15 protein-coding genes are annotated in these 19,191 nt (G+C 71.6%); 6 read left to right on the top strand and 9 right to left on the bottom strand.

What is annotated here, in order from left to right; translation table 11 throughout:
• The first annotated feature begins 23 nt into the window (after positions 1-23).
• From DEJ28_RS06585 to DEJ28_RS06565, 5 genes are read left to right on the top strand one after another with little or no spacing between them, the layout of a single operon-like run.
• Positions 24-356: a DUF6507 family protein gene (locus tag DEJ28_RS06585; protein ID WP_111117124.1), complete on the top strand. Its 333-nt coding sequence runs from the start codon at positions 24-26 to the stop codon at positions 354-356.
• Positions 353-1,528, top strand: a complete 1,176-nt coding sequence (locus tag DEJ28_RS06580; protein WP_181433839.1) for a glycine zipper domain-containing protein — start codon at positions 353-355, stop codon at positions 1,526-1,528. The genes DEJ28_RS06585 and DEJ28_RS06580 overlap by 4 nt, the downstream gene beginning before the upstream one ends.
• Positions 1,529-1,563: 35 nt before the next feature.
• Positions 1,564-2,028, top strand: coding sequence for a hypothetical protein (locus tag DEJ28_RS06575; RefSeq protein WP_111117123.1), 465 nt, complete (start codon positions 1,564-1,566; stop codon positions 2,026-2,028).
• The gene (locus tag DEJ28_RS06570) at positions 2,025-2,789 is read left to right on the top strand and encodes a hypothetical protein (RefSeq protein WP_111117122.1); all 765 of its coding nucleotides are present in this window, start codon (positions 2,025-2,027) and stop codon (positions 2,787-2,789) included. Before DEJ28_RS06575 ends, DEJ28_RS06570 begins: the two co-directional genes overlap by 4 nt.
• Positions 2,786-3,070 (top strand): hypothetical protein, encoded by a 285-nt coding sequence (locus DEJ28_RS06565; protein ID WP_111117121.1) that lies wholly within the window; start codon positions 2,786-2,788, stop codon positions 3,068-3,070. Before DEJ28_RS06570 ends, DEJ28_RS06565 begins: the two co-directional genes overlap by 4 nt.
• A 114-nt stretch (positions 3,071-3,184) precedes the next feature.
• Here the strand turns inward: DEJ28_RS06565 and DEJ28_RS06560 are convergent, their stop codons facing one another.
• The 6 genes from DEJ28_RS06560 to DEJ28_RS06535 form a co-directional block, all read right to left on the bottom strand.
• On the bottom strand, positions 3,185-5,296 hold the full coding sequence (locus tag DEJ28_RS06560) for a glycoside hydrolase family 36 protein (protein WP_111117120.1): 2,112 nt from the start codon (positions 5,294-5,296) through the stop codon (positions 3,185-3,187).
• Positions 5,293-6,186, bottom strand: a complete 894-nt coding sequence (locus tag DEJ28_RS06555) for an ABC transporter ATP-binding protein (protein WP_111117119.1) — start codon at positions 6,184-6,186, stop codon at positions 5,293-5,295. Before DEJ28_RS06555 ends, DEJ28_RS06560 begins: the two co-directional genes overlap by 4 nt.
• Positions 6,183-7,100 (bottom strand): ABC transporter ATP-binding protein, encoded by a 918-nt coding sequence (locus tag DEJ28_RS06550; RefSeq protein ID WP_111117118.1) that lies wholly within the window; start codon positions 7,098-7,100, stop codon positions 6,183-6,185. The genes DEJ28_RS06555 and DEJ28_RS06550 overlap by 4 nt, the downstream gene beginning before the upstream one ends.
• Positions 7,097-8,176 (bottom strand): ABC transporter permease, encoded by a 1,080-nt coding sequence (locus DEJ28_RS06545; protein ID WP_258368245.1) that lies wholly within the window; start codon positions 8,174-8,176, stop codon positions 7,097-7,099. The genes DEJ28_RS06550 and DEJ28_RS06545 overlap by 4 nt, the downstream gene beginning before the upstream one ends.
• A gap of 13 nt (positions 8,177-8,189) precedes the next feature.
• On the bottom strand, positions 8,190-9,179 hold the full coding sequence (locus tag DEJ28_RS06540) for an ABC transporter permease (protein WP_111117117.1): 990 nt from the start codon (positions 9,177-9,179) through the stop codon (positions 8,190-8,192).
• Positions 9,180-9,514: 335 nt separating this feature from the next.
• Complete coding sequence (locus DEJ28_RS06535) at positions 9,515-10,903, bottom strand: ABC transporter substrate-binding protein (protein ID WP_220034671.1); 1,389 nt, start codon at positions 10,901-10,903, stop codon at positions 9,515-9,517.
• 119 nt (positions 10,904-11,022) lie between these two features.
• On the opposite strand from DEJ28_RS06535, the gene DEJ28_RS06530 reads away from it, so the two are divergent.
• Complete coding sequence (locus tag DEJ28_RS06530) at positions 11,023-13,587, top strand: glycoside hydrolase family 2 protein (RefSeq protein ID WP_111117116.1); 2,565 nt, start codon at positions 11,023-11,025, stop codon at positions 13,585-13,587.
• A gap of 148 nt (positions 13,588-13,735) precedes the next feature.
• Here DEJ28_RS06530 and DEJ28_RS06525 read toward each other — a convergent pair whose 3' ends face one another.
• The 3 genes from DEJ28_RS06525 to DEJ28_RS06515 all read right to left on the bottom strand — a co-directional run bounded on the left by DEJ28_RS06525 (position 13,736) and on the right by DEJ28_RS06515 (position 19,175).
• Positions 13,736-15,901 (bottom strand): alpha-galactosidase, encoded by a 2,166-nt coding sequence (locus DEJ28_RS06525; protein ID WP_258368301.1) that lies wholly within the window; start codon positions 15,899-15,901, stop codon positions 13,736-13,738.
• A complete protein-coding gene (locus DEJ28_RS06520; RefSeq protein ID WP_111117545.1) occupies positions 15,898-17,958 on the bottom strand; it encodes a beta-galactosidase in 2,061 nt (686 codons plus the stop codon). The genes DEJ28_RS06525 and DEJ28_RS06520 overlap by 4 nt, the downstream gene beginning before the upstream one ends.
• A gap of 86 nt (positions 17,959-18,044) precedes the next feature.
• Entirely contained in the window at positions 18,045-19,175 is a 1,131-nt protein-coding gene (locus tag DEJ28_RS06515) for an ROK family transcriptional regulator (protein ID WP_181433891.1), read from the bottom strand.
• Positions 19,176-19,191: the final 16 nt, after the last annotated feature.

Raw genomic sequence — 19,191 nt, 5'->3', positions numbered from 1 at the left:
CAGTCATCGAACCGGGGGAGAACATGACGAGCTGGCAGATCGAACCGGGCCAGGCCCGCGCGATCATCACGCAGGCGGAGTCCGACGCCGAAGGGATCGCCACGGCGACGCGGACGATGGAGTCCGCGATCGGACAGGCGATCGGCGCGGTCCGCGGCGGGACGCAGAGCGCTGCGGCGCTGGCGGACCTGGCGATCGATCCGCTCGGCGTCGACATCGTGGCGGCGAAGCAGCAGGTGAGCACCGCGATCGCTGCGACCCGCTCCGCCATCGCCGCCTACGAGCGTGGCGACGAGGAGATGGCGACGAACGCGAACCGGCACGTGGCCGATGTCGAGTGGGGTGGGGACGAATGACGACGATCGGGACGCCGGCGATGCTCCCGGACGCGGCCGCGGTCAGTGAGGCCTCGGCGGCGTTCGCCGCGATCGCGACGCAGACCACTGAAGCGACCGACGCGGTCGCGACGGGCTGGGCAGGGTTGTCGGCACCCGGGGTCTACCAGGCACCGGAGGCCGGCAGGGTGCACGTGGCGATGGATGCACCCAAGGCCGTCGCGGCGATCGTCGCGGGTGACGTCCAGCAGGTCCAGCGCGTGCTCGACGCGTACGCCACGGTCCTGGCCGACCTCGCCACACGCCGGGCGACCCTCGTGTCGGACATCAGCTCGCACGACACCGCGGTGCGCGACGCCGCCGACGCCCCAGCTGACTCGGACCCCGACGGGACGCAGGCCGACGCTCTCGCGAGCGCCACGACCGACCTCGCTGGACGCGTCCGGACGTTCAACGCCGATGTCGAAGCAGCGGACGCCGACTGCGCCAGCGGACTCCGTTCGCTCGCCAAGTACGCCGGTGTCACGCAGATCCGGAACGTGGTCGACGCAGCGGCTGGCGAACCGTCGGGAACGGCGATCGGTCTCGCCGAGGAAGCCACGAACCGTGTCCGTCGGCTCGAGATCGCCGTGGAGACCCGGTCGCTCGACACCATCAAGGTCCAGCCGGTCCTGGAGTGGAAGGGAACGTCGTTCGCCACACGTCCGGGGAGCACCTTCTTGCTCCCGGAGCACACGGCGCAGTCGTTCATCACGCAGCCGGAACCCGACGTGACGACGAAGAACCACTTCTCGATGGTGTGGGACGACGGCGCGACGAAGTCCGCGCTGCCCAAGGTCGCCGAGGTCGGCGGGCGGGCACTCGGTGTCGCGGGGACGGTGCTCACCATCGGCTCCGCGTACGCCGACCAGTACCAGGAGGACTCGCAGACCCACCCCGAGTGGACCGAGGGCGAGAAGCAGGCGAGCGCGACGGAGAACGCCGTCATCGTCGGCGGCTCGTCTGCGGCCGGCGCGTGGGGCGGCGCGATCGTCGGTGCAGAGATCGGCGCCACCATCGGCAGCGTGTTCCCCGGTCCGGGCACGGCGATCGGAGGCATCGTGGGCGGCATCGTCGGCGGTATCGTCGGGAGCGGGGTCGGCGAGGAGATCGGCGAAGCGGCCAAGGGACTATGGGACAAGATCACGGGATGAGCGGCGCAGATCAGGGTGTGAGCGCAGATCTGGGTATGAGCGCAGACATCGTCGGCTGGCGTGTTCGCGAGACCTCCATCGGTGGGCTGCACGTGCCGGCGGACTGGATCGACGACGACCGCACCGGTGCGCTCGCCGTGGTCCGACCGGGACCGTCCGCCGATCCAGACGTCGCATTCCGCGAGAACGCTGTGCTCTCGGTGGTCGAGTCCGCCGGGGACATCGTCGCCGACTCGTCGAACGCGATCGCCGAGGCCCGCGCGATGATGCCCTGGTCGCACGTCGTCTCCGTGACGCCCTGGCCCCAGGGCCCGTTCGACCGCCGGATGCAGTTCCTCTACGAGTACGACGGCGTGACGGTCGCCGTGACGAAGTTCACCGGGACGAAGGGCGGGAGCCGCATCGACCTCACGTGCAGCGCCGGCCTCGACGCCTACGCGGCACTGGTCGGAACGTTCGACTCGATCGCCGTCCTCAGCACCCTGGAGGTCCTCGCGTGAACCACCTCCTCGACTCGTTCGCCACGCAGTACGCCGGTCAGCCCCTCGAGCGCCTCGACCAGGCACAGGGGCAACCGCTCCCCGAACCGGCGTTCACGCTGCCGTCCGGTGCCCTCCAGGCGCTGTTCGACCTCCGCGGACGCGGACTCGTCTCCGCGGCGAAGCGCAACACCCCGGCCGCCACGGCACTGCGCGAGGCCGGCCTGCTCGGCCGGTTCGGCGGCGCGAGCGACACCGCGACGACCATCGCCGGCATCGTCGAGCGGGCGGGTCGCACCCTCGCGGCCGAACGCGTCGACCGTTCCGGGACGACGACGTGGTCGTGCTGGGCGAGCGGCCCCGACGCTGTCGTCCGCACGGTGCACGACGACAACGAGACGATCGACCTCCTCCCGTTCACCGCAGCCGTGGCGCGACTGGTCGCCTGGTCGGGCATCGAGCCGTTCTGGCCGGTGGCCGACCCGGACGACGACGAGTCGCGGGTGGTGTCGGACGACGTGGTCGACGCGATGGTCGCGGGCCGCGAGGTCGATCCCCCCGCCGACGCCGGCCCCGTCCTCGCTGCACGCTGGCGCGAGCCGTGGTCGACGGTGTCGATCGCGGTGCCGGGGTCCGACGACGGACTCCCCCTCGTCTTCATGGGCTCGGCGTCGCACCTGCGGATCCGCGTGGACGGCGGGTCACGACTGCAGCTCGTGCCGTCCTACTGGGTGTTCGAGGCGCTCCCGCAACTGCTCGACCGAAGCTGGAGCGCCCTGTGATCTGGATCATCGGCGCCGTGTGCATGCTCATCGGCCTGCTCGGCTACACCGGCCTCTGGCGCGCCTGGGCGAAGGGCGGCCTGTCGTACTGGGTCTTCGGCCTGTTCTGGTTCGGCCTCGGCATCGTCCTGGTGAGCATCGTGCTCGCGATGCCCGACCGACCGGACTGGCTCTTCTGGGTCCCCGCGACGATCGCACTCCTCGGAGCGTGTTCGACGTGGTACCTGCCGCCGGCGCTCACCCCGCCCTGGTTCCGGGCGCTCCGCCGCAGCTGGCGCTGACGACGCACCGCACCACCCACCGGCCAGGAGGCGCGGCACCTGCCCGCACCGCGCCTCCCGTCCCACGCACACGCACCGGCTGCCATCCGACACGCGCCCGCTCAGCACCCCCGCTCAGGCCCCCTCCGGCCGGATCCGGAGCACCCGCGCCGTCGGGGTCGCACCGCCGTTCGCGACGTGGAGCACCCCCGCGGCAGCATCCCACGTGACGTCCCACGCCCCGAGCGATGTCGGGAACACGGCCGACACCGAGACCGACCGCCCGACGAGGTCAGGCAGCGGCAACGACACCGCCGACCCGGCCCCGGGCAACGCCCACACCGACAGGAAGAGCTCCCCGGAAGGAGCCCGCAGCCCGAGCGCCACCCAGGGGTCCTCCCACCCGGGCAGCCCGAGCGGCCACACCGGCACGGCGGCGGAGATGACGTCCAAGACGGCACGGTGCGCCTCGATCGCCGACGCCACAACCGCCCGCTGCGCAGCCGACATCTCGTTGAGGTACCCCGACAGGTACATCCGCCCGAGCACCCCGTTCACGAGCGCGAACTCGAACAGGTCCGACGACATCGACGGCGCCGGGTACGCCCAGTTCCCCGCCTGCTCGGGCAGCATCGCGGCGGGCGCAGCGGCCGCGATCGACGCGTACAGCACCGGGTCCTGCTGGTCCGAGGTCGACTGCATGTGCAGCCGCGAGAGCATCGCGAAGTCCGCCCGCATCGCCCCCGAGGCGCAGTTCTCGATGAGCAACGCCGGGTACCGCTCCTGCACGTCGTCGAGCCAGTCGAGCAGCGCACGCGAGTGTTCGAGGGACCCCGACCACGGCCTGGTCATCGTGTTGTAGTCCATCTTGAAGAACGTCACCCCGAGCGTCCCGACCAGCCGGTCGACGACCGCGTCCAGGTGTGCCCGGGCCTCCGGCGAGCGCAGGTCGAGCAGGTGCCGCCCGTGTTCGGCGACCCGCACACCGTGGTGGTGCACGAAGGCGGACGACGGCAACGACGACGCGAGCGGCGAGTGGATCCCGATCACCTCGGGCTCGAGCCAGAGCCCGGCCTGCATCCCGCGCGAACGGATGTGGTCGAGCACGAGGGACAGCCCGCCCGGGAACCGCGACGTGGCCTCTTCCCACGCGCCGACGGTGTCCCACCAGTGCCCCTCGGCGTACCAGCCGGCGTCGATGCAGAACAGGTCCGCTCCGGCGTCGGCGGCCGCGTCGATGAGCGGCAGCAGTTTCTCCGTGGTCGGGTCGCCCATGAGCGTGTTCATGTAGTCGTTGAACACGAGCGGCAACGCGAGGTCCGCTGGCCGCTCCGCGCGGAACGCCCGCCGCTGCGACGTCAGCACGGCGAACGCCGACGACACCGAGGTCGCGATCCCCACCGACACCGGCACCGAGACGAACGGCTGCCCGGGCGCGACGACCGTGGTCCACTGGTGCTCCTGGTCGGTCGGCCCGCTGCACAGCACGTACGCGTGCCGCCGGGTCTCCCCCAGCTCGTACAGCCACGGCCCGTTGTGCTCGACCTGCCACACGAGCGAGTACGACGGCGACCCGGCCGACGCCGGCACAGCCGCGGGCGACGCGGCGGACAGCACCCCGATCGGCAGCGCCTCCCCGGTCGACCACGACCCGCGGTTCTGCACGACGGCACGGCTGCGGGGCGGGTGGTGCTGGGCCTCGCGGTCGATGCGCGCGAGCCCGATGTCCCGCACGGCGTCGGTCCGCCACCGGCTCTCCGCCGCCCAGTCGTTGTCGGCGTGCGTGAGCGCGAACTCGTCGACACCGACGCCCGCGTCCGTCAGGAACGCCCCGGTCGCGAACGAGGACACGAAGTCCACGACGTGCTCGCCCCGCTCAGTGGACACCTCGGTCCACGTCCGGAACGCCGCGACGCCGGCTCGCGCCCGGAACACCGACTCGGCCTGGAGGCCCGTGGCCGCGTCCGCCTGCACGATCCGGAACCACAGGTCGGTCCCGTCTGCGGACCCCGAATGCGACACGGGTCGCAGTCGCGCCCCGATCGTGGAGTCGACGTGCCGGAACCCACCCGGGAACCGGCCGTGCCCGACGGTCGTCAGCTCGACGAGCGGCTGCGGGTCGTCGGGGCCGTCGGCGAGCACCCCGCCGGCCGCCACGAACGACACGAGCGCGACGGGCTGGTGGGGGTCGATCCGGAACCGGACGGCGAACCCGTCCGTGACCCAGTCGGTGAACACCGTGCTCATCGCGCCCCGACCGGTGCCGGGACGCTCGACACCCAGTCGCCGACGGCGTGGTCGTAGCAGACGGTGTTGTCGATGGTCGAGCGGTCGAGCGCCGGCCCCGCGGTGACGCGACGGTCGCCTCGCTCCGGGTCCGGTGCGGCCTCGGCGAGCAGACGCGTGTAGTCGTGGTGCGGGTCGAGGATGACGGCGTCCGAGGGCCCGCGCTCGACGACCCGGCCGCGGTAGAGCACCAGGATCTCGTCGGAGAAGTGCCGCGCGGTCGCGAGGTCGTGCGTGATGTACAGGACGGCGAGCCGGTCCTCCCGCTGCAGGCGTCCGAGCAGGTTGAGCACGCTCAACCGGATCGACACGTCGAGCATCGACACCGGTTCGTCGGCGACGAGCACCTGCGCGCCCGGTGCCAGTGCCCGGGCGATCGCGACGCGCTGCCGCTGGCCGCCGGAGAGTTCGTGCGGTCGGCGGGTGGCGAAGTCCTCGTCGAGGTTCACCCGGCCGAGGAGCTCGCGGACGCGCGCGGCGGTCTCGTCGGCCCCGTGCGTGCGGTGGTGCAGCTGCAGCGGCCGGGCGATGTGGTGCTCGATCGAGTGGAACGGGTTGAGCGACGCGAACGGGTCCTGGAACACCATCTGCACGTTCCGCCGGTACAGGCTGCCGACGACCGGTGTGCCGTCGTCGAGCCGGACGTCGATCGAGCCGCGCGTGGTGGACTCGAGCTTCGCGAGCATCCGGGCGATGGTGGACTTCCCCGAGCCGGACTCCCCGACGAGGGCGACGGTGCGGCCGGGCTGCAGCTCGAACGACACGTCGTCGACGGCGCGCAGGGTCTGGCGGCGGAGGCCCTTCCGGGTGTGGAAGTCCTTGCCGAGGTGGCTGACGGTCACACTGGTCATGACGCGATCTCCTCTTCGATCCCCGAGTCGACGCCGGTCCGGATGAACGCGCCGCGCTCCCCCGACAGGCTCGGGAACGACTGCAGCAGCCGCTTCGTGTACGGGTGCTTGGGCTCGTGCTGGATGGCCGAGGCGCGGTCGAACTCGACGACCTCGCCGCGGAGCATGATCGCGATCCGGTCGCTGATCTCGAGGAGCAGCGGCAGGTCGTGCGTGATGAACACGACCGCGAAGCCGAGTTCGTCACGGAGCCGGACGATCTCGCGCAGGATCTCCCGCTGCACCACGACGTCGAGGGCCGTGGTCGGTTCGTCCATGATCATGATCTGTGGTTCGAGCAGCATCGCCATCGCGATCATGACGCGCTGCCGCATGCCGCCGGAGAGTTCGTGCGGGTAGGCGGTGATGCGGGAGGGGTCGACGCCGACGCGGCTGAGGGCGTCCTCGGCGATGGCGCGGCGTTCCTTCCGGGACAGCCCGCGGCGGTGCTCCTTGAGCGCGTCGTCGAGCTGCGCCCGGATCGTGGTGACCGGGTTGAGCGCGTTCATCGCCCCCTGGAACACCATGGACAGCTTCGACCAGCGCACGGCCCGCAGCTGCTCGTGCGGCAGGCCGAGCAGGTCGACGTCGGTGCCGTCGCGGTCGTGGAAGGTGATGCTCCCCGAGGTGACCTTCGCCGGCGGGCGGTGCAGCCGGGTGATGGCGTAGGCCAGGGTCGTCTTGCCGCAGCCGGACTCCCCCGCCAGCCCGAGGATCTCGCCGGGCGCGAGCGTCAGCGAGACGTCCTTCACGGCGTGCACGGGGTGCTCGGTCTCGTAGACGACGTCGAGGTGCTCGATCGTGAGCACGGCGTCGCGGCGGCCCGCGGCGGTGGCGACGACCGGTCCGGCGGTCGAGGTCTCGGTGGCGGTCATCGGCCGGCCCCCTTCGTGTCGTGATGCGCACTGTCGTGATGCGCGCTGTCGTGACCGGCGGCGGCGACGCGGGCCGCGCCTCCAGTCCGGGTGGAACGCGCCGCGCGACGGAGGCGACGTTCGCGGCGGCGCTGTGCCCGCACGTTGGCGAGGCGCGGGTTGATGACCTCGTCGATCGAGAAGTTCACGAGCGACAGGCCCATGCCGAGCAGTGCGATCAGCAGGCCAGGCGGCACGAACCACCACCACGCACCGTTGGCGAGCGCGAAGCCGTTCTGGGCGTAGAAGAGCATCGTGCCGAGCGTCGACGAGTTCGATGCTCCGAGCCCCAGGAAGGACAGACCGGCCTCCCCGAGGATCGCCGCGATCACGGCGAAGACGAACTGCGACGCCAGGACGGGCAGCAGGTTCGGCAGGATCTCGACCGCGATCACCCGCCACGGCCGCTCTCCGGCGACCCGTGCGGCGGACACGTAGTCGCGGTTCCGGATCGACATCGTCTGCGCACGGAGCACCCGGGCGGACCCCGCCCACGACGTGATCGCGAGGACGACGGCGATGGTCCAGAGCCCGCGCGCCTCACGCGGCACGAGGCCGGAGATGACGATGACGAGCGGCAGACCCGGGATCACGAGGAAGACGTTCGAGAAGAGCGAGAACGCCTCGTCCATGATCCCGCCGAGGTACGCCCCGAGGATGCCGAAGAACGCCGACAGCACGGTGGCGAGGAGCCCGACGATCAGCCCGATCTGCAGGCTGCCGCGGGTCGCGAAGGCGAGCTGCGCGAGGACGTCCTGGCCGGTCTGGGTGGTGCCGAGGAGGTTCGCCGCGCTCGGCCCCTGCAGGCCGGAGTCGCGGATCGTGGTCGGGTCGCCGACGAGCAGCGGCCCGAGGACCCCGAACAGCGTCACGCCGAGGATGAGCACGATGCCGGTGATCAGCCACGGGGTGAGGGTCGGGAGGAAGCGACGGAAGCCGCCCTTCGTCGCCCGGCGGGTGGCGATCGACGTGGTGGTGTCGGCCTCCTCCGCCAGTGCGCCGATGGTGGGCTCGGTCTCCTGCTGGATGTTGGTCACGGTCGTCCCCTCCCTATGCCCGAGCCCGCGTGCGCGGGTCGATGATCCCGTAGAGCAGGTCGACGACGAGGTTCGCGCCGAGCACCGCCAGGGTGATGAACAGGAAGATCCCCTGCATGAGCGCGTAGTCGTTGTTCGTCACCGCGGAGAGGAGCTTCGACCCGATGCCCGGGTAGGAGAACACCTGCTCGGTGACGACGGAGCCGGACACGATGAACCCGAGGGAGATCGCGAAGCCGGCGACGGAGGGCAGGACGGCGTTCCGGGCGGCGTAGTTCCGCAGGATCTTGCCGTCGGACAGGCCCTTCGCCTGCGCGGTGGTGATGTAGTCCTCGGACAGCGTCGAGACCATCATGTTGCGCATCCCGAGCAGCCAGCCGCCGAGGGACGCGAGCACGATCGTCACCGCCGGCAGCACTCCGTACTTGATCGCCGACCCGATGAAGTCCCCGTTGAACCCCGGGTTGAGCACGACGTCGTAGCCGCCCTGCGCCGGGAAGAGGTGCAGCCCGGTGGCGAAGAAGTACACCAGGATCAGCGCGAGCCAGAAGTACGGCACCGCGGCGAGCAGGGTGGTGGCCGGCACGAACGAGTCGAGCCAGGTGCCGGGACGCCACCCGACGAAGGCGCCGAGGCCGACGCCGATGATCGCGGCGAGGATCGTGGCGATCCCGACCAGGGCGATGGTCCACGGCAGCGAGCTCGCGATGACCTCGGTGACGGGGGCCGGGAAGTAGCTGACGGACACCCCGAGGTCACCGCGGAACACGTTGACGATGTAGTGGCCGTACTGGGAGATGAGCGGCTCCGAGGAATCGCCACCGAGGAGCAGCTCGTACGCCTGCCGTGTCGCCGGGGTCACCTGTCCGCCGCGCTGCTGGAGCTTGGCGAGCAGGATGTCCACGGGGTTCCCGGGCAGGAGCCTGGGGATGATGAAGTTCAGCGTCAGTGCCGCCCAGAGTGCGACGACGTAGAAGCCGATCTTGCGCAGGAAGTAGGTCATCGTCGAGTGCTCCTCGGTCGCGATCCCATCGTGATCAGCCCTTCGCCGGCTTCAGCGCCTTGAAGACCTCGGCGTTGTCCGGGCTCGCCCAGACGGCCGGGAAGGCGTAGAGGTCCTTCTTGGTGGGCCAGCCGGTGAACTTCGACGAGTGGAACTCGCTCGTCGTGCCGCCGGTCATCACGGGGATGTAGGGCAGGTCCTCGACGATGTGCTGCTGGATCACGTCGAACTCGGGCTGCGTCGCCGCGGTGTCCTCCGGGTTGATCGTGGCGAGCTTCGCGAGGGCGGCGTCGACGTCGGGGTTGCTGTACCGCGAGATGTTCATCGGGGCCGCCTCACCGACCTTCGCGGTGTTCGCCGTCGTGAAGTAGTTGTTGTAGAGGTAGTACGGGTTCGACGCCGGACCCTGACCGAGCGAGTCGATCGCGAGCTCGAAGTCGCCCTTCGTCTTCTTGTCGGTCCACTCGTTCCACGACGACTGCTGCGCCTTGAGCTCGATGCCCGCGGCCTTGAGCTGCTGCGTCATCGTGTCGATCGCGGTGAATGTAGTCGGTCCACCCGGTGACGACCTCGACCGTCAGCGAGAGCTTCTTGCCGTCCTTGGCGTAGATGCCGTCGGCGCCCTTCTTCCACCCGGCGCCCTCGAGGGAGTCCGCGGCCGCGGCCTTGTCGGCGCCGCTCGGCATGACCGCCGGCGACACGTCCTTCGAGATGGTGTCGGACTGCGTCGTGGTGAGCGCGAAGGTCGGCGAGATCTCGCTCGCGGTGTTCTCGAACGCGAGCGAGTTCAGCTGCTTGCGGTTGATCGCGTCGGCGATGGCGTGCCGGACGGCCGGGTCGGTCTGCGGACCGGTGCACCCGAGCGCGGTGTTCGCGCAGGTGAGGAGCGCCATCTGGTTCTGCGGGATGGTGATGCCGTCGTACCCGGGGTACTTCGCGGCGATGTCGGACATCCCGGGGACCGGGCCGGTCTGCCAGTCGATGGACCCCTGCGACAGGGCGTCGGCGCCGGCCGTGTTGCCGGACAGCGACAGGTAGCGGATCGTCTTCACCGCGGGGGCGCCGTCCCAGTACTGCTTGTTGGCCTCGAGCGTGAACGCCTGCGCCTTGAAGGTGCCGAGCGTGTACGGCCCGGTGCCGACCGGCTTCCGCATCACGTCGGTGGTGGGGTCGATGTCCTTCCACAGGTGCTCGGGCACGATCCAGGTCTTGCCGAGCAGGTTCGGGCCGAGCACGAACGACGGCTTGGCGAAGGTCACGACGACCTTGTCGTCGCCGTCGGCCTTCGCGGTGCCGTCGTAGCCGATCGAGTTGAGGGCCTTCTGCTTCTTGAGCATGTCGAGCGTGAACACGACGTCCTTCGAGGTGAAGGGCTTCCCGTCGCTCCACTTCGCCCCGTCGCGGAGGGTGATCGTCAGCTGCGTGCCGTCGCCGTTCCACTCGTACGACTTGCCGAGGAGCGGCTTCGGGTCGTTGTTGTTGACGTTCGTGATGAAGAACAGCGACTCGTAGATCGTGCCGACGCCGCCGATGTTCGACGGCGACCACGGGTTGAAGTTGATCTGGTAGTCGCCGGACTGGCCGGTGTACGCGATCAGGGTCGAGGCGGCGGCGTCGTTGCTGGTGCTGGCGCTGCCGCTCGAGCTGCAGCCGGTGAGCGCGAGGCCTCCGGCGAGGAGAACGGCCGCGCCGATGGCGAGCCGTGAACGGGTTGGGTTGAACATCGTTGTCCTCTCGGTCTGCGTCGTCGCAGGGTCCACGTTGTGAGCGTGATTGTTACACGCCTAAACTAAGTCGGTCAAGGGGTCGCAACGAGGTGGTCCCGCAACGATCAGGAGACGCGATGGAGCGGACGACACTGGACGGCACGTGGACGGTCGAGGCGGTGCGCGGCCCGGCGGCTGCAGACGCCTTCACCACGGCGATCGAGGCGGTGGTCCCCGGCTGCGTGCACACCGACCTGCTGCGGGCGGGACGGATCCCCCACCCGTTCGACGGCGACAACGAGGCCGCGACGCAGTGGATCGGCGACACGGTGTGGCGGTACCGGCGGACGTTCGAGTGGGCAGCGCCGGACCAGACCCGCCACGACCTCGTCGCCGAGGGCCTCGACACGCTCGCCACCGTCGAGCTCAACGGCATCGTCGTCGGCACCACCCGGAACCAGCACCGCTCGTACCGGTTCCCGGTCGGGCACCTCCTCCAGCCCGGCACGAACGAGCTCGTCATCACCTTCGACGCGCCCGTGCCCGCCGCGGAACGACTGTCCGAGCAGCACGGCGGGGAGCTCCCCCATGTCAACCACCACCCGTACAACGCCCTCCGCAAGAACGCGTCGAACTTCGGGTGGGACTGGGGCGTCGACGTCGCCACGAGCGGCATCTGGAAGTCGATCGGCATCGAGTCGTGGAGCGGCGTGCGCATCGCCGCGGTCCGCCCCCTCGTCGACCTCGACGGCCCCACCGGCATCCTGACCGCCCACGTGGACGTCGAGTCGGCCGGGTCCTCGGGTCGGTTCTCGCAGGCCATCGGCAACGCACCGGTCGCGTCTGCGGACGGTGCCGGAACGGCCGGACTGGAGGCGCGGATCACCGTGGCCCCGCACCCTGCGTCCGCAGCGTCGCCGGGTCCCGACACCGCGCCTCCAGGCCCGGTCGTCGTCTCGCGTCCGGTGGTCGTCTCGCGGCCGGTGGTCGCCGGGTCGGTGACCGTCCGTCTCGAGGTGCCGGACGTCGCCGTCTGGTGGCCGCGCGGCGAGGGCGACCAGCCGCTCTACGACGTCCGCGTCGAGGTCGGCGACGACGTCTGGACCGGCCGGGTCGGCTTCCGCACCGTCACCCTCGACACCGCGGCCGACGCCGGCGGGGCCCCGTTCCTGCTCCGTGTCAACGACCGCCCGGTGATCGTCCGCGGCGCGAACTGGATCCCGGACCACGCGTTCCTCACCGAGATGACCCCGGAGCGGTACCACCAGCGGATCGACGACGCGGTCGAGGCGAACGTGAACCTCCTGCGGATCTGGGGCGGCGGGATCTACGAGTCCGACGACCTGTACGACCGGTGCGACGAACTCGGCGTGCTCGTCTGGCAGGACTTCCTGTTCGCGTGCGCCGCCTACGCCGAGGAGCCCTGGCTCGCCGACGAGGTCGAGCCCGAGGTCCGCGAGGCCGTCACCCGCCTCAGTCCGCACCCCTCGCTCGTGGTGTGGAACGGCAACAACGAGAACCTCGTGGCCTACGCCGAGTGGGGTTGGCGGCCCTCGCTCGTCGGCCGGACCTGGGGCGACGGGTACTACCGCTCGCTGTTCCCGGCGATCGTGGCCGAGCTCGACCCCACGCGCCCGTACACGCCGGGCAGCCCGTTCTCGTTCGACGAGTACCTGACGCCGAACGACGAGCGGAACGGCAGCGTGCACATCTGGGACGTCTGGAACCGGCTGGACTACACGGCCTACCGCGACTGGAACCCCCGCTTCGTCGCCGAGTTCGGCTTCCAGGGGCCGCCCGCGTGGTCCACCCTGACCGACGTCGTGCACGACGAGCCGCTCGACCCGGACGGCCACGAGATGCTCGTGCACCAGAAGGCCGACCAGGGCAACCGGAAGCTCGCCGACGGCATGCGCGGGCACCTGCCGGTGCCGGCGCCCACCGAGGACTGGCGCATCGAGGACTGGCACTGGGCGGCGCAGCTCAACCAGGCGCACGCGATCCGGTTCGGCATGGAGTGGTTCCGCTCGCGGACGCCCGACAACACGGGCATGATCGTCTGGCAGCTCAACGACGACTGGCCCGTGGTGTCGTGGGCGCTCGTCGACCACGCCGGCATCCGGAAGCCGGTCTGGTACGCGGTGCGACAGGCGTACCAGCCGGTGCTCCTCACGGTGCAGCCGTCCGGAGACTCCCTCGAGGTCGTCCTCGTCAACGCGTCCGGTGCGCCGGTCTCGGACGAGGTGAGGGTCTCCCGGGTCGCGTTCGACGGCACCGTCCTCGAGTCCGCCTCGTTCCCGCTCGCCGCCGACCCGGCCGACGCCGACCGTGTCGTCCTGCCGCCGTCGCTCGCGGTCCCGGAGGACGCGGCCGCCGAGGTGCTCGTCGTCACCGGTGCCGGCACCCGCACGGTGTTCGACTTCGCCGAGGTCGTCGACCAGGTGCTCGCGCCGGAACCGCTGACCGCGACCGTGCAGGCGACCCCGGACGGCGCGCGGGTGCACGTCACGGCGACGTCGTACGCGCGGGACGTCTCGCTGTTCCCGGACCGGGTCGACCGAGCGGCACGGGTGGACGACGGGCTCGTGTCCCTGCTCGCCGGCGAGTCGGTGACGTTCACCGTGAGGGGCGCGCCCGGCATCGACACGGAGGCGCTGCTCTCCCCGCTCGTCCTCCGGCACGCGGGGTCCCTCCGCCCGTAGCCGAACGGGCGGAATGCCCGGGTCCGCGCTCAGCGCACCCGGGCATTCCGCCCGCTCGACCGTCCGCGCGCCCGCCCGCCCGCCCGCCCGCTCGACCGCCCGCGCGGCCCGGCGCCTTCTGTCGAGCGTGCCGACGGTCGCCGCGTGGTCAGTCGACGGCGTCGAGCCCGAGCACGATCGCGGTCCCCGGCGCGAGCATCGGCAGCCGGGCGCCGACGTCCTCGAACACCGCCCCGCTCAGCTCGACGTACCCACGACCGATCCACGGCGGCGGCACCGGGTCGAGCCCGTGCGGCACCGTCAGTCCCGTCACCGGAGCAAGCCGGTAGCGACGCTCCCGGTCGAGTCCGCGCACCCGCAGCGGCACCGCGAGGGACCGCGGCCCGGTGACGGTCCGTGCGACCCGGACGAGCGCCCGCGAGCGGTCCCGGGCGACGACCGCGGTCGCCTCGAGCCCGGGGTCCCCGAGGTCGAGGTGCCGGAGCCGTCCGCTGTGCAGCAGCCCCCGCTCCCGCCGGTACAACGCCGTCCACGCCCGGAGCCGGTCGAGCTCGTCGGTCGGCAGCCGCGTGATGTCCGTCTCGATGCCCGCGGAGCCGAACAGCGACACGGCCATCCGGAAGTCGAGGTCGAGGTGCCGCCGGGTGGTGTGCGAGACCTCCGGCCCGACGTGCGAGCCGATCAGCTCGAGCGGCAGCAACAGCTCGGTCCACCGCTGGATCGGCAGGCGTTCCATGGCGTCGTTCGAGTCCGATGCCCACACGCGGTCGGTCCGTTCGAGCACACCGAGGTCGACCCGGGCGCCACCGCTCGCGCACGCCTCGATCTCCAGCCACGGGTGCCGCAGCCGCAGCTCGTCCATGAGCGCGTAGACCCCGCGGGTGTGCGCGTCGATGCCGGCGCGTCCCGCGTGCACGGCGTGCACGACGTCTCGGTTCTGGTCCCACTTCACGAAGTCGACGTGGTGCTCGCCGATGATCGTCGACATCGCCTCGAGCACGTGCGCACGGGCGAGCGGGTTCGCCATGTCGAGGACGTACTGGTTCCGCCACGTCCGGACGTCGTCGTCGGGTCGCTGGAGCATCCACTCGGGGTGCGCCGCCGCCAGTTCGGACACCGGACTGACCATCTCGGGTTCGAACCAGAGCCCGAACTCCATGCCGAGCCGCCGTACGTGACCGACGAGCGGCGCGAGGCCGTCCGGCCAGACCGTGGGGTCGACGCGCCAGTCACCGAGCGCCGTGCTGTCGGACCGCCGCCCGAGGAACCACCCGTCGTCGAGCACGAACCGCTCCACGCCGACGTCGGCGGCGGTCTCGGCGAGGGCCACGAGTGGTTTGAGCTCCTGCCGGAAGTAGACGGCCTCCCACGTGTTGAGCACCACCGGGCGCGGGTGGACCGGGTGCCCGGGCCGCGCGCGGAGGGAGTCGTGCAGCCGGTCGGACAGCCCGTCGAGGCCGGCGTCGCTCCAGACGAACACGGCGTCCGGGCTGGTGAAGGTCTCCCCGGCGGCGAGCACGACCTCGCCTGCCCGCAGGAGTTCCCCCGCGCCGAGCACCGGACGGGCCTCGGCGAGGGCGTCGTACCGGTACACGGCGTCGGCGCTCCACGCCAGGTGCACCGCCCACAGCTCTCCGGTGTCGTCGGAGAACCCGCGCGTCCCGAGCACGAGCAGCGTCGGGGAGTCGTGCCCGGTGCGGCCCCGGCGGCTCTCCCGCGCGTGGCTCCCGTGCGTCAGGGCACGCCGCTGCGGGGTCCGCTCCCGGGTCCACCGACCGGCGAGGTCGAACACCTCGGCCACCCGTTCGCCGATCGGCAGGGTCGCCTCGAGCGCCTGCACGTGCACGGGCGGGTGCCCGGCGTTCGTCACGGCGTGCCGGACGCGGAGCACACCGGCGTCGTCGAGCGTGAACGTGCTCGTGAGCGTCAGCACGTCCGAGGTCGCGGTGACGAGCACCGTGCGGTCCTCGGCGACGACGACGACGTCGTGCCACCGGGGCACGAGCGGTTCGCCGTCGACGTGCCCGGCGACGGCGGGACGCCCCTCCCACCCGTCGCGTTCGGTCGGCAGCACGGTGAGCGGCCACGGCACGTCGAACCCGCTCGGGGTGACCGGCCGACCGACTGCGAGCAGCAGGCCCTCGGCGTCGGAGTCCGCCACCGGCCCGACGTCACGCCCCCAGTGCAGCACCTCGGGTAGTCCGTCGAGCGCCGTCGCGAGCACGAGGGACACCCCGCCGCCCCGCAGGACGTGCAGGTGTCGCACCGGCTGCGTGGACTCGGCGGGCACCGGTTCGCGGTCGAGCACGGTCACGAGGTCCGCTCCTCGCGGAGGACGCGGACGCGGCCCGCGGGTACGACCGTCTCGGGTCCGTGCACGGACCCGTCGAGCAGGTCGGTCCCGGCGGCCGACAGGACGACGTCGTCGTCGCCGTGGTTCAGCAGGAACAGGAAGGCCGAGCCGTCGTCGCGGACGCGACGCACTGCCTCCAGGCCTGGAGGCGCGGTGACCGTCCTCGGGATCGCGCGCTCCGCGATGATCTGGTCCACCACCCGCTGGGTGCTCTGGTCGGGCAGTCTCGCGGAGACGTACCAGGCGTCGCCGACGCCGCCGGCGGCGGCTTCCGCTTCGCTGGCAGCGCTGCGGCCGGCCGCGGCGCGGCGCGTCACGGCGGCGCGGCCTGCCAGGGGCCCGTCCGTGTACCGGACCACGACCTCGGCGTCCTCGACGACCACGGCTTCGGCCCAGTCGGTGACGACGCCGCCGTCGTCGAGCGTCCGTGTCTCGTCCTGCTGCAGCGGCGTGAACTCCTCGCTCCAGGCCCCGAGCACGTCGCGGAAGGCGCCCGGGTAGCCCCCCGTCCGGATGCGGGCGGTCTCGTCGGCGACGCCGGAGAGGTAGGTGACGACCAGCGTGGCGCCGCGGTCCACCACGGCCGAGAGCCGGGCCGCCGACGCGTCGTCGACGATGAGCAGCGTCGGCAGCACGATCACGTCGTAGCCGTCCAGGTCGGCGTCGAGCGGCACGACGTCGGTCAGCACCTGCCGGTCGTGGAACGCACGGTGCCAGGCGCGGATCTCGGTCGAGTAGCGGAGGGCGCGGTGCGGCTTGAGGCCGGACTGCAGTGCCCAGCCGGACGCCTCGTCGACGACGATCGCCACGCGGGCGGGTTCGACGCGGCTGCCCTGCACGGACTCGAGCGCGCGCAGGGCCCGGCCGAGCGCGCGCACCTCCCGCCACACCCGGGTCTCGGTGCCGGCGTGCGGGAGCATCGCGGAGTGGAACTGCTCGGCGCCCGCGGTCGAGGCGCGCCACTGGAAGAACAGTGCGCCGTCGGACCCACGGGCCACGTGGGCGAGCGAGTTCCGGACGAGCTCCCCCGGGTCCTTCGCCCGGTTCCGCTGCTGCCAGCTGGGGCCGCCGGTCGAGTGCTCCATGAGCAGCCACGGGCCGCGGCCGCGGGTCATCCCGCGCATCCGGTCGCCGGCCACGGCGAGGTCCTGCTCCCTGCGTGGGTCGTCGACGAGCGTGTAGTGGTCGTTCGCCGGGATCGCGACGTGGCGTGCCCACTCGGCGTAGTCGACGACCTGCGACCCGGCACCGACCATGAAGTTCGTCGTCACGGGAGCGCTGGAGTGCTGCTCGATGACGGCGCGTTCAGCGTCGAAGTGCCGGAGCAACGCGTCCGACGAGTACCGCTCGAAGTCCAGCGCGAGCCCGGGGTTCGGAGCGCCGCCGACCCCGCGCGGGGGCGAGACCTCGTCGAACGTCGTGTACGTGTGCCCCCAGAAGGCCGTGCCCCAGGCGGCGTTGGCGGTGTCGACGTCGCCGTACCGGTCGGCGAGCCAGACGCGGAAGTCCGCTGCCGACTCCTCGCAGTAGCAGCGGCCGTTCCCGCCGCCGAGCTCGTTGCTCACGTGCCAGAGCCGGACGGCGGGGTGGCTGCCGTAGCGCGCGGCGAGGGCACCCGTGATGCGGAGCGCGTGCTCCCGGAACACCGCCGAGGCGGCGCACCACCCGAGGCGTCCGCCCGGGCGCTCCCGGCGTTCCGTGGCGTCCACCGGCAGCACCTCGGGGTGCGCGGTGAGCAGCCAGTTCGGCGGTGCGGCGGTCGGCGTCGCGAGGTCGACCGCGATCCCGTTCTCGTGCAGCAGGTCGAGCACCTCGTCGAGCCAGTCGAAGGTGTACTCCCCCGGCGACCGCTCGAGCAACGCCCACGCGAAGACCCCGACCGTGACGAGGTTCACCCCCGCCTCGCGCATCAGCCGGACGTCCTCGTGCCAGGTCTCGCGGGACCACTGTTCGGGGCTGTAGTCACCGCCGAACGACAGACCGTCGGTGGGCCAGGGGACGGTGGGGGCAGCGGGCACGACATCTCCTTCGATGAGTGGACCGCACCAGCCTCCCGGGTCTCCGGGCCTTTGTCAACGTGTGTAACTAAGCCCGTCGACTGCCGTCATTCGCCGAGGAGCCGCCGGATCGCGAGCACCGCTCCCGCGCGGGCCCACTCGGAGAACTCGAACGGCTGCACCTCGATCGTCACGGGCTCGGTGTACGGCGCCAATGCACCGCGGAGCGCGTCGTCCACGGCAGGCCGCGCGAGGTCGTACACGGGCAGCCCGTCGCCCGTGAGGACGATCGCGGACGGGTCGGCGATGAGCACCGCACTCGCCAGGACGACACCGAGCGCACGCCCCGCGTCCTCGAACGCCGCGAGGGCCCGGGCATCCCCGGACCGGGCGAGCTCCACGACCTCGTCGTACGTCGAGCCCTCCTGGCCGGCGTTCCGGACGATCACCGGACTCGGCAGGTAGCTCGAGGCGCAACCCGCGTGCCCGATGCCGCAGTCGGGACCGCCCCCGAGCACCGCCAGGTGTCCGATGCGCCCCAGGCGACCGTGGTCCCCCGTGGAGACCTGCCCGTTCGCGATGAGCCCCAGCCCGACGCCCTCACCGACCGTCACGAGCACCATCGACCGGCGACCGGCACCCGCGCCGAGCCAGTGCTCCTTCGCCGTGAGCGCGTGCACGTCGTTCGCGGTGAACACCGTCATCGCCGCACGTTCCTCGAGCATCGCGGCGAACGGGACGTCCCGCCAGCCGAGGAACTGCGACGCCACGACGATGGAGACACCGTCGCGGAGCACGACGTCACCCGGCAGCGAGACCCCCATCGCGCAGACCGCGGGGTGGACCGCACGGAGCCGATCGGCCACCGAGGCCACCTGGTCGGCGAGGTCGGCCGGCGCCGGTGACACGATCGCTTCCTCGTGCACGGCGAGCACACGTCCGCCGAGGTCCGTCACCGCGGCGTAGACCCGGTCCTTCGTGAGCTTGACCCCGAGGAACTCCCACACCCCCGTGCTCGTCTGCAGGAGCTCCGAGGGGCGACCTGTGGCACCACGGACATCCGTTCCCACCTCGACCACCATCCGGTGCGCCACGAGGGTCCGCATCGCCCGCGTGAGACTCGCACGCGACAGGCCGAGCGACCGAGCGATCTCCGCCCGTGAGAGCACGCCGTGGATGAGGATCTCCCGCAATGCCAAGCGGGAGCCCTCGGGCATCGCCGGCCAGGCCTCGGTCATCATTCCTCCGTCGGCT

Origin of the sequence: Curtobacterium sp. MCPF17_002 (assembly GCF_003234115.2) — a bacterium.
Taxonomy (GTDB): domain Bacteria; phylum Actinomycetota; class Actinomycetes; order Actinomycetales; family Microbacteriaceae; genus Curtobacterium.
Note: the sequence above shows the minus strand (reverse complement) of the source record. Positions and strands in the feature narration are given on the sequence as shown.